General features: G+C 65.8%; 10 protein-coding genes. 4 read left to right on the top strand and 6 right to left on the bottom strand.

All coding sequences use genetic code 11. The features are described 5' to 3' along the window. The first annotated feature begins 3 nt into the window (after positions 1-3). Positions 4-522: a DinB family protein gene (locus tag AC5RVN_RS05990; protein ID WP_494137355.1), complete on the top strand. Its 519-nt coding sequence runs from the start codon at positions 4-6 to the stop codon at positions 520-522. Here the strand turns inward: AC5RVN_RS05990 and cydD are convergent. The 3 genes from cydD to AC5RVN_RS06005 are packed head-to-tail and all read right to left on the bottom strand — an operon-like array spanning position 504 to position 6723. Beyond that, positions 504-4031, bottom strand: a complete 3528-nt coding sequence (gene cydD, locus AC5RVN_RS05995; protein ID WP_494137356.1) for a thiol reductant ABC exporter subunit CydD — start codon at positions 4029-4031, stop codon at positions 504-506. The two genes, AC5RVN_RS05990 and cydD, sit on opposite strands and share 19 nt — an antisense overlap. A 1-nt stretch (position 4032) precedes the next feature. After that, complete coding sequence (cydB, locus tag AC5RVN_RS06000) at positions 4033-5082, bottom strand: cytochrome d ubiquinol oxidase subunit II (protein ID WP_494137357.1); 1050 nt, start codon at positions 5080-5082, stop codon at positions 4033-4035. Positions 5083-5118: 36 nt separating this feature from the next. After that, on the bottom strand, positions 5119-6723 hold the full coding sequence (locus AC5RVN_RS06005) for a cytochrome ubiquinol oxidase subunit I (RefSeq protein ID WP_494137435.1): 1605 nt from the start codon (positions 6721-6723) through the stop codon (positions 5119-5121). Between the two features lie 274 nt (positions 6724-6997). Here AC5RVN_RS06005 and AC5RVN_RS06010 point away from each other — a divergent pair, with 274 nt between their 5' ends. Together AC5RVN_RS06010 and AC5RVN_RS06015 are read left to right on the top strand one after the other, a co-directional pair. Beyond that, complete coding sequence (locus tag AC5RVN_RS06010) at positions 6998-7384, top strand: BlaI/MecI/CopY family transcriptional regulator (protein ID WP_494039472.1); 387 nt, start codon at positions 6998-7000, stop codon at positions 7382-7384. 6 nt (positions 7385-7390) lie between these two features. After that, positions 7391-8374 (top strand): M56 family metallopeptidase, encoded by a 984-nt coding sequence (locus AC5RVN_RS06015; RefSeq protein ID WP_494137358.1) that lies wholly within the window; start codon positions 7391-7393, stop codon positions 8372-8374. Between the two features lie 36 nt (positions 8375-8410). Here the strand turns inward: AC5RVN_RS06015 and AC5RVN_RS06020 are convergent, their stop codons facing one another. Next, complete coding sequence (locus AC5RVN_RS06020) at positions 8411-10519, bottom strand: DNA gyrase/topoisomerase IV subunit B (protein ID WP_494039470.1); 2109 nt, start codon at positions 10517-10519, stop codon at positions 8411-8413. 256 nt (positions 10520-10775) lie between these two features. Between AC5RVN_RS06020 and AC5RVN_RS06025 the strand changes: the two genes are divergently transcribed. Next, the gene (locus AC5RVN_RS06025; protein WP_013600696.1) at positions 10776-10997 is read left to right on the top strand and encodes a DUF7455 domain-containing protein; all 222 of its coding nucleotides are present in this window, start codon (positions 10776-10778) and stop codon (positions 10995-10997) included. A 167-nt stretch (positions 10998-11164) separates the two neighbouring features. On the opposite strand, the gene AC5RVN_RS06030 is transcribed toward AC5RVN_RS06025, so the two are convergent. Next, a complete protein-coding gene (locus AC5RVN_RS06030; protein ID WP_494137359.1) occupies positions 11165-12478 on the bottom strand; it encodes an RNA polymerase sigma factor in 1314 nt (437 codons plus the stop codon). Positions 12479-12730: 252 nt separating this feature from the next. After that, positions 12731-14002: a DUF4192 domain-containing protein gene (locus AC5RVN_RS06035; RefSeq protein ID WP_494137360.1), complete on the bottom strand. Its 1272-nt coding sequence runs from the start codon at positions 14000-14002 to the stop codon at positions 12731-12733. Positions 14003-14055 lie beyond the last annotated feature (53 nt).

Consider the following 14055-nt stretch of genomic DNA (forward strand, 5'->3'; position numbering starts at 1 on the left):
GCCATGCCTATCGTTCCTGATGAAAAGGACTGGACCTGGGTCCTGACCCGTCCGTGCCCGGAATGCTCCTTCGACGCCTCCACTGTGACGCCGTCAACAGTCCCGGGCAGTATCGACAGCATGCTCCCCCGCTGGCGTGCGGTGCTCCGGCGTCCTGATGCTGCCGAGCGCCCGGACGACCACACCTGGTCCGCCCTGGAATACGCCTGCCACGTCCGTGACGTCTTCAGCCTTTTTGACCAGCGCCTGAACCTCATGCTCGATTCAGAGGACGCCCGGTTCGACAACTGGGACCAGGACCAGACCGCCGTTGACAAGGACTACGCCAACGCCGACCCCGCGGTTGTCAGCGCAGAACTGGCGGCGGAAGGCAAGCAGGCGGCGGAGTCCTTCGCCGCGGTCCGCGAGCAGCAATGGGGGCGCAAGGGGCTGCGCAGCAACGGCTCCGAGTTCACCGTCCTGACACTGTCCCAGTACTTCCTCCATGACCTGATGCACCACCTTCACGACGTGGACGGCTGATTCCCCGGAAACGACGCCGCCAGGTCCTGCCCGTGCTCCGGGGACGGCTGTCCTGAACCGGTGGCGAGCACCAGCCGGGCATCCTCTGGCCTGATGTCGGCAGGGTTATGTGTCACCAGCACCACCGTGCGGCTGCGCAAGCCCTGCCGCAGGTCCGCCAGCATGGCCCGGGCCGATTCCGCGTCCAGATGGGCCGTCGGCTCGTCCAAAAGGATCACCTCGGCCCCGGTCATGAGCGTGCGGGCCACTGCCAGCCGCTGACGCTCCCCGCCGCTGAGGAACGCGCCACCGGGGCCAATCCGGGTGTCCAGGCCCGCGGGAAGCCGCTCCAGTAAGCCGGTCAGGCCCACTGACGCAAGCGCGGCCAGCATGGTGTCGTCGCTGATTGTTTCGGGGCTTCCGGTGTCAGAGGAAGGCCGGCCCAGCAGCAGGTTCCCGCGGATGGTTGAATCGAACAGGTGCGCTTCCTGAGGGCACCACGCCGCCCGGCCGGTCACGCCGATCCGGCCCGCCGCAACCGGCAGGAAGCCAAGCAGGACCGAGAGCAGCGTGGACTTCCCCGACCCTGAGGGTCCCGTAACGGCCAGCCACTGCCCGGGCTTCGCCACGGCGTCCAGCCCGGAAAACACCGGGGCACCCCCGGGCCAGGCAGCGGCAAGCCCGGCCAGTTCGACGCCGGGAACCCCGTTAAGCCGAGCAGGTACCGCCTGCAAACCGTTCCCAAGTCCACTGCCGGAACCATCCCGGACATTCTCATCCAGGGCCCCGGACTCGCTGACGCGCTGCATCACGGCCTGCAGCGCGGGGAACTGCCGCACCGCCGTCGTCATCGCTGCGAAGGGTTCCACCAGTGCAAGGAGCAGCAGGACCACCACGGCCGCCGTCGCCGGCGCGAGCTGGCCGGCCAGCACGGCGGGGCCAGCCAGCAAGGCAGCTGCCAGGGCCGCAGCTCCGCAGGCTGCGGTGGTGAGGGCCTGGCCCAACCCGTCAGCCCAGGCAGAGCGCTGGGAGGCCTTGGTGGCTTGGCGGTCCTGGTCCCGCAACACGTCCATAACGCGGGCAGACACCCCGTTGGCAAAGAGTTCGGCGCGGGCGTCCAGGGCTGCCGAAACACGGCGCAGGACTCCGGACCGGAGGAACTGCTCGGCAGCGGCGGACTTGCGGTCGCCCCAGAGTGCTACTGCCGGGGCGAGCAGGAGGCCGGTGAGGCCGGCTGCGATCACGGCAGGAAGCGCCGCCGGGACCAGCAGCGAGGTGGCCACAAAAGCCAGGGCCGCAACCGCGAGTGCTGTGACCGGCGGCAGGACAACCCGCGGAAGGAGATCGCGGACGGTGTCGACGTCGTCGATCACCGTTCCCAGAACGTTGCCGCCCTGCAGGAGCCGGCGGAGCGGCAGTGCGCGCCGGCTCAACGCTTCCCACAACCTGCCGCGCAGGCGGGTCAGTGCCGCGAACACGGCGTCATGAAGGAGGAGCCGCTCGCAGTATCGAAGCACTGCCCGGCCGATCCCAAAGAACCTCACCCCAACGATCGCGGTCAGCAGGTAGAGGATGGGCGGCTGCTCGCTGGCGCGGATGATGAGCCACCCGGACAGCCCGGAGAGGGCGACAGCGAAGACGGCCGCCAGCGTGCCCACGAGCGCTGCCGCGGCGAACTTGCCCTTCACGGGCGCCAGAAGTGCCGCGAGCAGTTGAGCTGAGCCGGATCCGTTGACGCCACTTGTGCCGCCGCATTCATCAGGGTGTGCACTGGCTGCCGGCTCCGGCTCTTTCGCGGCCGTCTTCGGATCGCTGGAGAGGGCTGCGCCAGGACCGAAGGCGGCCGCGGGTTGGGCAACCTGCGAGCTGCCGGGGAGCGGATGTGTCAGGCCGTTTCCACCCACGGGCACCAGGTGTTCCGCCAGCCCCCGGGTGCGTTCTTCATGGGCCACCAGGATGACCGTGACGTGTCCACGGAGCTTCCTGATGGCCTCTTCCACCAATGCTGCGGACCCGTCATCGAGGTGTGCTGTTGGTTCATCCAGCAGCAGGACGGTGGCCCCGGCCTCGATCCTCGCCAAACCGCGGGCCAGGGCCACGCGGCGCAGCTCCCCCGGGCTTAGCTCCGCGGGGTGCTTTGCCGCGAGGTGTCCGGCTGCAGCGCGGGCCAGGCAGGCCCTGGCGGCAGCTTCCATTGCCGTGCGCGGGTGTTCAATGGTTCCCGGCTCAATGGTACGCGGCTCAGTGATTCGTGTGCCGGAATCACCGCCCAGGTAAAGCACGATCTCATCGAGCACCGTCTCCGCCACCATGACCGGATGCTGCGGAACCCAGGCAATCCTGCTGCGGTCCAGGCCGGTGAGGGTGCCACTGACGGTGGTGCCGGCGCCATGGCCGATGGTCCCGGCCAGGACCCCGAGCACAGTGCTTTTGCCGGCGCCGCTGGGCCCGTCCAGCGCGGTGATCCTGCTCTGGGGCGCGGTGAAGTTGAGGGGGCCGACGGCGGGCCGGGATCTTCCGTCATAGGTCACGGTGAGTCCGGTGACGGTTATCGGGGCACCGGGCCGGCCGGCTTTGGCAGCGGGCAGAGGCTGCGGCTCCGGCGCGTCGGTCACTGCCGTTGTTTGGGCGAGCGCCACCCGGCCGTCATCGCTGGCGTGGTGGGCGGTTCCCAGTTCGCGCAGCGGAAGGTAGCAGTCCGGCGCCAGAATCAGGGCCAGCAGGCCGGCCTCCAGGGGCATGTCGCCGTGGACCAGGCGGACGCCGATGAATACAGCCACCACGGCCACGGAGATGGTGGCGATGAGCTCGAGGGCCAGCGCCGAGAGGAACGCGGTCCGCAACGTGCCCATGGTCCGGGCCCGGTACTCTTCAGATATTTCTTCGAGTGCCTTCCGCTGGGCGGTGGCGCGGCCAAGACCCACCAGGACCGGCAGCCCCTTGGCGAGTTCCAGCATGTGCGTGGAGAGTCGGGCGAGGGAGGCCTGTGCCTCGCGGACACTGTCCTCCGTGTACCGGCCGATCAGCACCATAAAGAGCGGCACCAGCGGAACGGTCAGGACCACGACCACAGCACTGACCCAGTCTGCAAAGAGGATGCGCGCCCCCACCAGGAGCGGGATGGCCGCACAGTTCACCAGCGCAGGCAGGAACTGGGTGTAGTAGCTGTCCAGGGCATCCAGTCCGCGGGTGGCCAGGACCGCCAGTCCGCCGTCGGCCGGTCCCTCGCTCCGGACGCCGTTACGCAGTGCCCTTTCGAGCAGTCCGGACCGGAGTTCCTCCTTGATGCCCAGCGCAGCACGGCGGGCTGCAACTGCCTGCCCCCAGACCGTGAGGGACCTCAGCACCACGCCGGCCATGCCGACAGAAATCTGCTCCGCCCAGCCTGTGTCCCCGGCCGCGAGGCCGGCCAGCGCCGAGGCCACAGCCTGGCCGATCAGGACCAGCGACAACGCCTTGAGGGCTGCCAGGAGTCCCAGCCAATAGATGGCGGAGCGGGTTGCCGGGCCGGCAGGGAAACTTGGACGCATCTCAGCCCTTGGTGGTGAAGGCCCTGGCGGCGATGGCCGGCAGGAAGCTGTGGGCTTCCGGAATATGCGCGGCGCTGACCCGCCGGCGGAACACCCAGTAGGTCCAGGCCTGGTAGGCGATGACCAGGGGCAGGCCGAACGCTGCCACAACACTCATAAGGCCCAGAGTGTAGTCAGAGGATGAGGCGTTGGAAATGGTGAGGTCGAAGGCCTCGTTCAACGTGGACGGCAGTACCACCGGGAACACCGCCCCGAAGATGGAGGCCGATCCCAGGGCCAGGAAGGCGCCAAGCGCAATAAAGGCCTTGCCCTCCCTTCCCTTGCGCGCCGCGGCCCAGGCTGCACCCGCGGCGGCGACAGCCAGCAGCACCAGTGCCCAGGTCCAAAGTTTTCCTGCGAGGAACTGGATGCTGAGCGCCCAGCCCGCGATCGGCAGGAGCAGGGCGGGGAGAAGGCGGACGAACCACTTGCGCGCGCGGTGCCGCACGTCGCCGTCGGTCTTCAATGCCAGGAATGCGAGGGCGTGCACCAGGGAGAACCCCACCACGGCCAGCCCGCCCAGCACGGCGTAACCGCTGAACCATGCAAGCGGCCCGCCTTCGCGGTCCCCGTTGGCGTTCAAAGGAAGCCCGGTAGTGGTCAGCGCAAGCGCCGCACCCACGCCGAAGGCTGCGAAGAAGGACCCCAGGGCAATGGCCCAGTCCCACCGGTTCCGCCACTGATCCGTGTCCACTTTGCCCCGGTACTCGAAGGCCACAGCGCGGAAGATCAGTGCTGCCAGGACTACCAGCAGCGGCAGGTAGAGGGCGGAGAACAGCGAAGCGTACCAGAGCGGGAAGGCGGCAAAGGTTGCCCCGCCGGCGGTCAGGAGCCACACCTCATTGCCGTCCCAGACCGGTCCCACGGTGTTGAGCAGGACGCGGCGCTCGGTGTTGTTCCGGGCGAAAAGCTTCATCAGCATCCCGACGCCCAGGTCGAAGCCCTCAAGGAAGAGGTAGCCGGTCCACAGCACCGCGATGGCGATGAACCAGATGGTTGGCAGCAGTTCCATTCGTCGTTTCCTCTGATCTTCGTTGGCGGGCGCGGACTAATAGGCGAAGGCGAGGACGTCTTCGGCGGGTTTTCCGCTGCCTTGGCCTCCCTGGCCCGGGGTGGCATCCTCGTTTTCATCGACGGGGGCGTGCACCAGTTCCGGCATGGCGGACACCACGCCGCCCCGGATGTACTTGACCAGCAGTTTCACTTCCACTACGAGCAGTACCCCGTAGATGGCTGCCAGGGTGACGAGTGAGGCCAGCAGCTCCCCGGCGGTGACCCCGGGTGACACCGCAGCGGCGGTGAACATGAACACCTGGTCGATGCCGCTGGGGTCGGGGTTGGGGGCCACCACAAAGGGCTGGCGGCCCATTTCGGTGAAGATCCAGCCGGCGGCGTTGGCACCGAACGGGGCCAGGATTCCGAAGACGGCCAGGCGCATGAGCCACCTGGACTCGGGCACGGTTCCGTTGCGGGTCAGCCATAGTGCCACGAGGGCCGCCAGGGCGGCGATCCCGCCGAAACCGATCATCATGCGGAAGCCCCAGTAGGTGACCTCCATGACGGGGAGGTAGTCGATCTCCTGGCCGGCGCGTTCGCCGTAGATGGGGTTGTCCGGCAGGTGGGTGCCGTAGGCCTCCTTGTACTGGGGCAGGAGGCTGTTGACGCCCTGGACTTCGGTGGTGAAGTCGCCTTTGGCCAGGTAGGAGAGGATGCCGGGCACCTCGATCAGGGCCACGATGTCGTCGCAGTTCTGCGAGCCGAGGTTGCCGATGCTCAACACCGAGAAGCCGGTGCCGTCGTGGCAGGCTGCTTCTGCGGCCGCCATTTTCATGGGCTGCTGCTCGAACATCAGCTTGCCCTGGAGGTCACCGGTGAGGGCGGTTCCGGCGAAGGAGATCATGGCTACCACCGCGCCGATGCGCAGGGACCGGATCCAGACTTTGTGGTCGTCCTTGTCCCGGCCGGGAATGTCCTGGGCTTCGCCGGCGATGACCTTGCCGTCGGCACCGACGGTGTCCACGCCGTCGCGACGCCTGCGCCACAGGTGGTACCACGCGATGCCGAGCAGGAAACCGCCGGCGACGGCGAGTGCGCCGAACAGCGTGTGCGGAACTGCCACCAGTGCGGTGTTGTTGGTGAAGACCGCCCAGGCGTCTGTCATGACGGGCCGGCCATCAATCATTTCAACACCTACCGGGTGCTGCATCCAGCTGTTGGCCACGATGATGAAATATGCGGAGAACACGGAGCCTATGACGGCAATCCAGAGGCACGCCAGGTGGACGGCCGGCTTCAACTGCTTCCAGCCGAAGATCCACAGGCCCAGGAACGTTGACTCAACAAAGAAGGCCAGGAGCGCCTCGAGTGCCAGCGGAGCCCCGAAGACATCGCCGACGAAGCGGCTGTATTCGCTCCAGGCCATTCCGAACTGGAACTCCTGGACGATGCCGGTGGCCACACCCATGATGAAGTTGATCAGGAAGAGCTTGCCCCAGAACTTGGTCATCCGGAGATACTCGGGCTTCCCTGTCCGGTGCCAGGCAGTCTGCATTACGGCCACCACCAGCCCCAGGCCGATGGTCAGCGGGACCATCATGAAGTGGTAGACGGTGGTGATGCCGAATTGCCACCGTGCGATTTCCAGAGCGTCCAAAGCGTCCAAGGCGGTCCCTACTGTCAGCCGATGCAGGTTTTCTACGTGCTGTAGAAAGTCTAACTTCTACAAAGTGTAGAACAGCGCCGCAGGGAGTGTAAAACGCGCCGTCTCATCGATGGCTCACGCTTTTGGCGCCCACGGTGATGGCTGTTCTACCCAATGTAGAAAGTGACGGGGAATAGGGGTAAATTGGTTCCTGTAGGTGAAACACACGCATGAGTCACTGCGCTGCCTCTGCGGCTGCGGTGCGGGGAAACAAAGGAAAAATGCAATGGCTAGTCTTGGTGAACTGGAACGGGCAGTGATGGACCTGCTCTGGGCGGGCCATGAAGCAGCCACCGCGAACACCTTGCGGGACCGGCTTGCGCAGACCTCGGCCGGCCAGGGCGGGGCAGCCGGGCACGAAGGCAAGGAACTTGCCGTCACCACCGTCCTTACCGTGCTGTCCCGGCTGGAGAAAAAGGGCCTGGTGGAACGCGAACGCGGCACCCGCCCGCACCGCTACCAGGCAGTGTCCAGCCGCGAGGAGCATACCGCTGAGCTGATGCACGAGGTTCTGGGGTCAGCTCCGGACCGCGAGGCCGTGCTGGCCCGTTTTATCGGATCCGTTTCCGAAGGTGAAGCCGAAACTCTGCGCAAACTGCTTGGCCACATCTAACGGACCATGTTCTGGGCCTCATACCTGCTGGCGGTCCTTGCGATAGTCCTGGCATGGCCGGTGCCTATCCTCCTGTCAAGGGCGCAGTGGCCCGCGCGCAGCCCTTTCACGGCCATGCTGCTCTGGCAGGCCATTGCACTGGCCGGCGGGCTGTCCATGATCGGGGCAATGCTGGTGTACGGCCTGGAGCCCATTGGTGACAATCTCCTCGCCGGCCTCCGGGCTCTTGCGGGGATGGTGCTTTTTAATGCTCCCACCACCGCGCTGGGCTTCTGGCACATCTTCGCACTGTCCGCCGCGGCCCTGCTGACGGCCCACCTGGTATTCACCCTCCTGCTGACTTATTACAAGATAGAGCGCCAGCGGCGGCGGCACCGCGAGCTTCTGGCGCTCCTGGCCTCACCGTCCGCGGAGGGAGCCGGGACGCTGGTCATCAGCCACGATTCGCCCGTGGCCTATTGCCTCCCCGGCGGCGCGCGCTCGGTGACCGTGCTCTCCGACGGCCTGATGGCAGCCCTCGAACCGGCCGAACTCCGGGCAGTCCTGATCCATGAGAACGCGCACCTGAGCCAGCGGCACCACCTGCTGCTGTGGGCCTTCGCCGCCTGGCGCCAGGCACTGCCCTGGCTGCCTACCACCCGGCTCGCCCAGGAGTCCGTCAACTCCCTGATCGAAATGCTGGCAGATGACGTCGCACTCAAGACCGAGAGCAAGGTCACGCTCATCAAGGCAATCGCGATTGTGGCCAGCGGCTCCGCCGGGACTGCGCGTGACGCCGAACTTCAGTCCGGAGCCCCGAGTCTGGCCCTTGCCGGTATCGAGTCCGCGTCCGGCTCGGATTCGGCCCGCACCACTGCCTCGCGTGTCAGCCGGCTGCTCTCCCCGCAGCCCCAGCTGTCCTCCCCGGTCCGCAGCCTGGTGCTCGCCGGCTGCGTCCTCCTGCTGGCACTGCCCACCGCACTGCTCGTGGTGCCGGGTTTGCTCGGCTGACGCGCCGCCGTCGTATTCCTGCCTGGCTTCCCGTGGTCAGGCGTCGATGCGCTCCCGGTCAAGGCTGGAGGCGCCGGCGATGATGAAGTCCTTCCGCGGCGATACATCCGAGCCCATCAGGAGGTCAAAGATCTCCTCCGCCTGCTTTGCGTTCTCGATCCCCACCTTCCGCAGGGTGCGGTGGCGTGGGTCCATGGTGGTCTCGGCCAGCTGTTCAGCATCCATTTCGCCCAGCCCCTTGTAGCGCTGGATGGGTTCCTTGTACCGCTTGCCCTCCTTGGCGAGCCGGGCCAGCAGTACGTGGAGCTCGGCCTCCGAGTAGGTGTAGATCATTTCATTGGCCTTCTGGCCGGCGTTGATGACTTCCACCCGGTGCAGCGGCGGGACGGCGGCAAACACGCGTCCCTCATCGATCATGGGCCGCATGTAACGGAAGAAGAGGGTCAGTAGCAGCGTGCGGATGTGCGCGCCGTCCACATCGGCGTCGGTCATCAGGATCACCTTGCCGTAGCGCGCGGCGGCGATATCGAAACTGCGGCCCGATCCGGCGCCCACCACCTGGATGAGGGCCGCGCATTCGGCGTTCGAAAGCATGTCCCCCACCGATGCCTTTTGCACGTTGAGGATCTTGCCGCGGATGGGCAGCAGGGCCTGGAAATCCGAGGACCTCGCCAGTTTGGCGGTCCCCAGCGCCGAATCGCCCTCCACGATGAAAAGTTCGGAGCGTTCGACGTCGTCCGTGCGGCAGTCCGCAAGCTTCGTGGGCATTGAGGAGGTCTCCAGGGCGTTCTTGCGCCGCTGGGTTTCCTTGTGCACCCGGGCTGAGATCCGGGATTTCATCTCGCTGACGATTTTTTCCAGGAGCAGCGCGGACTGTGCTTTGTCGTTCCGGTTGGCAGAGGTGAGCTTCGCGGTGATCTCACGCTCCACCACCCGGGACACGATGGCGCGGACGGCTGAGGTGCCCAGGATCTCTTTGGTCTGGCCTTCGAACTGCGGCTCCGCCAGGCGTACGGTCAGGACGGCCGTAAGGCCGGCGAAGATGTCGTCTTTTTCAATTTTGTCGTTGCCGGCCTTGAGTTTGCGGGCATTGTTTTCCACTGCCTTGCGGAAGGTCTTCACCAGTGCCTGCTCAAAGCCGGACTGGTGGGTTCCGCCCTTGGGCGTGGAGATGATATTAACGAAGCTGCGGACCGTGCTGTCGTACCCGATCCCCCAGCGCAGCGCCACATCCACTTCGCAGTCGCGCTCCACCTCGGCTAGCTGGCTGTGCCCCCGTTCGTCCAGCACGGGAACCGTCTCCTTGAACTTCCCGGAGCCGTGCAGCCGCCACACGTCGGTGACGGCGGGGTCGGCGGCAAGGAACTCCACGAACTCGGAGATGCCGCCGTCGTGGTGGAAAACCTCTTCATGGGGCCCGGCCTCGCCCGGGGTTCCCGGGACCTTGCGCTCATCGCGGACCGTCAGCTTCAGGCCGGGCACCAGGAAGGATGTCTGCCGGGCCCGGGAAGCAAGCTCGTCGTAGGAAAACTTCGCGTCAGGGGTGAAAATTTGCCGGTCCGCCCAGTAGCGGATCCTGGTTCCCGTGATGCCCCGCTTAGCCTTGCCCACGACATCGAGCACTGAGTCGTCCACAAACGGGGTGAACGGGGCAGCCGGATCGGACTTCGACCCGCTGTCCTTGAAGCGCCCGGGCTCCCCCCGGCGAAAGGACATCTTGTAGGTTTTACCGCCGCGGTCCACCTCAACGTCGAGGCGGGAGGACAGCGCGTTGACCACGGACGCGCCCACCCCGTGCAGGCCGCCGGAAGCGGTGTAGGAGCCGCCGCCGAACTTGCCGCCGGCATGGAGCTTGGTGAAGACCACCTCGACGCCGGTGAGTCCCGTCTTGGGCTCCTTGTCGATGGGGATGCCGCGGCCGTCGTCGTGGATCTCCACCGAGTTGTCCGCGTGCAGGATGATCTTGATGTCGTGGCCGAATCCGGCCAGTGCCTCGTCCACAGAGTTATCGATAATCTCCCAGAGGCAGTGCATCAGGCCGCGGGAGTCAGTGGAGCCGATGTACATGCCGGGGCGCTTGCGGACGGCTTCGAGGCCCTCCAGCACAGACAGGTGCCGGGCAGTGTAATCAGAGCTTGGTGCCACTGGTGACGATCTCCTTCAGGGAGGGAAAAAGCGGGCTGGGGTCGCTCTTTCTAGGGTAGTCGGCGCGGCCCGGCAGCGCGGACTGCCACACCTTGGGCCCCGTGTGCACCGCGCCACGTGCCGCGTGCCTGGGTTCCGCTTCGCAGCCCTTGACGCAGTCTTGAGGATACGCGCACAGCGAACTTGGGCCATCCTTGCGATGGTTTTGATACGAATGCTGGTTATATAGACGTACTGATCTACTAAGGAGGCCGACATGACAACAGCAGTGGCAGACCGCACACTCAACGCACTGGACCGGTGCGATCGTTGCGGAGCTCAGGCATATGTCCGGGTTGTACTGGAGTCCTCCGGCGGTGAGCTGCTGTTCTGTGGCCACCACGCCCGTGCAGTTGAGGCAACGCTCAAGCCGTTGAGCTCGGACTGGCACGATGAGACGGGGAAGCTTCACGAGAAAGCAGCCGTGGAAATCGACTAGTTCTACTGAAGTTGTTGGGACCCTGCCGTAAGGCAGGGTCCCAACCTTTTTAAGGGGCTCCTCCATAGGGCCAGCAAAGAATCGGAAGAGGGCCAGCAGAAAGCGGCCCACCGGTACCGCGCCTGGTGTGGGCGCGGCAGCCGGCGGGCCGCTTTTTGTGTTCTGCTTTAGTCCAGGTAATCCCGCAGCACCTGCGAACGTGAGGGGTGGCGGAGCTTGGACATGGTCTTGGATTCAATCTGCCGGATCCGCTCACGCGTGACTCCGTAGACCTTGCCGATTTCGTCTAAAGTCTTCGGCTGTCCGTCGGTCAGGCCGAACCGCATGGCCACCACGCCGGCCTCGCGCTCGGAGAGTGTATCCAGCACGGAGTGAAGCTGTTCCTGCAGGAGGGTAAAGCTCACGGCGTCAGCCGGAACCACAGCCTCGGAGTCCTCGATCAAGTCGCCGAATTCGGAGTCGCCGTCTTCGCCAAGCGGCGTGTGGAGCGAGATGGGCTCCCGGCCGTACTTCTGGACTTCCACGACCTTTTCAGGGGTCATATCCAGTTCGAGGGCAAGCTCCTCAGGCGTGGGTTCGCGGCCGAGGTCCTGCAGCATCTGGCGTTGGACGCGGGCCAGCTTGTTGATGACTTCCACCATGTGCACCGGAATACGGATGGTGCGTGCCTGGTCCGCCATGGCACGGGTGATCGCCTGGCGGATCCACCAGGTGGCGTACGTGGAGAACTTGAAGCCCTTGGTGTAATCGAACTTCTCGACCGCACGGATCAGGCCCAGGTTGCCTTCCTGGATGAGGTCCAGGAACAGCATGCCGCGGCCGGTGTAGCGCTTGGCGAGCGAGACCACAAGGCGGAGGTTGGCTTCCAGCAGGTGGTTCTTGGCACGCTTGCCGTCGTGGATGATGAATTCAAGCTCGCGCTTGTACTTCGGGTCCATGGAGCCGTCGTTAGCGGCGATCTTTTCTTCGGCGAACAGTCCGGCTTCGATCCGGAGCGCAAGGTCCACTTCCTGCTCGGCGTTGAGCAGCGCTACCTTACCGATCTGCTTCAGGTAGTCCTTGACGGGGTCGGCAGTGGCTCCGGCGGACATGACCTGCTGGACAGGTGCGTCGTCGTCATCAGCGTCGGAGTAGACAAAGCCCTTGCCCGAGCCGGCTGCTCCCTTGACGGGGTCGGCCTCGGCGTCCTCCTCGACAACGTCAGGTCCTTCAAGGACGATGTCGTCGAGGTCTTCCTCAACTTCCTCGACTTCATCGGCGTCGGCACCGGCAGATTTTCCGGCGGCCTCAGCAGCAGCCTTCGCGCCGGGCTTGGGCCCGCGCTTTTTGGGCTCGCGCTTGCCGTCCGCACCAGCTTCAGCGGCCGAAGCCTTGTTGGCTGCCCGAGTGGCGGCCCGCTTGGCGTTTGTTGCCGCCTGCTTCTGCTCAGCGGACAGTTCGTCCTGGGCGGCGGGGTCCTTCTTCGTGGAAGACGGGGTCACAGAAAACCTTTCTAGCGGTGGTCTGTGGAATCGCCATACGGGCAACACCACTATGACCCTGTCAAGTCCGTGGTGAAAACCAAGCGCCACCACGGCCGGCAGAGTCCATAAATAGAACTGCCGGAGCGGCCGCAATGTTCCCGTAAGGGTTCGCTGCGAGCACCTGATACACGGACCCAACCGGGTCTCGACCTCCATTGTCTCACGATTTCGCCAAATAAAGCCCAACCCGCTGTTCCTGCCGCCGTCACTTCATGCCGCGTCGGGGCCGAACTTCTGCCAGGCAGCCTCCTTCCGCGCGGCCCAGCCGCACAGCGTACCCCGGCGGACCATCTCGAGCAGCAGCTCTGCCAGCCGGTAGCCGGGCTCGGCTTCGAGCGCCTCCCCCAAGTACGAGGCCGAGTAGGAGCCGCGTCCGCGGCACCAGGCAATCCAGCCCCTCCCCGTCAGGGCAGCCGCTGACGGCGGTCCACCGAGCACAGCCAGGTGCTCCAGGACGTGATCAAGGGCGTCGAGGCTGGGCCAGAGGGGAACTGCAGGCTCGTGCCCCATCAGGACGTCCCCGTAACCAGGAATTCCCGCCTGGCGGCCGGAGGCGGCCAGGGCTCCACTGCAGAGGCCGGCTGCGGAGAAGGATCCGGAACCAGGCGCCTCCGCAGCTGTTGGCGCTTCTTCTGCACCGGCTTCTTCCGCAGGTTCCAGCGGACCAAGCCGGGCGTCCTCGCTGAAGATTCCAAATTCTTCGGCCCCGGCTGCTGCCGCTGCTTTCCCGGCCGCTGCCATGACCAGGACAGCGTCCCGCCAGGCGGGCACCAGGAGCGTTGCCCGCAGGAAAGCGTCCCGGTGTACCGACCGCCGTTGCAGGTCCCCAACCGGCCTGGCGAGCATCAGCTCCCACTGGCCCAGCACCGCGGCGAACTGCGCCCTGCTGTGCCGCCGGAGATCCAGTTGGGCCGACCACGTGGCTTCCGCCTTCAGCACAGCGGCACGGTGGAGTTCCGGAACAGGGCTGGCCGCCTGCCGGTGCCCGGGGGCCGGTCCCACGCTGCTTCCCCGGAACACCATCTCTGTGTTCAGCAGGCTGTCCTTAATTTCATGGACGGAACGCCCCGGCAAGGGACAGCAGGCTGGTCCGGTGCAGTGGACGTGCCGCCAGTACTGGTCACCGACGTTCCAGGCGTCCCTGACGGGCATCCCGGCTTCACCCAGGGCTGCTTCAAGGCTCTCGAGCAGTGCCTGGTAGCGGTCCGGCCCCACCAGCCAGCCGTTGTTGGTGTAAAAGGCCAGCAGGGTCCCGTCCGCATCTTCGTCTGCTGCAAGATACCCGCAAACTGTCCGGGCAAAGACGGCCGGATCAGCAAGGACATCCCGCCCGGGAAGATCCAGCCGCAGTGTGGCTCCCAGCCTTTTGCCGTGCAGCGTCATGGCCACGAGGCTCTCCGCCGGCCAGTATCCCAGCGAGTGCGGAATGAAACCCAGGATGTCTTCCGGGCCGCGGATTGTCAGGCGTTCTGGGAGTGTCATGGCTCCAGCATTCGCCGCCGGAGCACCCCTCGAAAGCACTGCCCGTTGGTATG

This window comes from Arthrobacter sp. sptzw32, assembly GCF_059089735.1.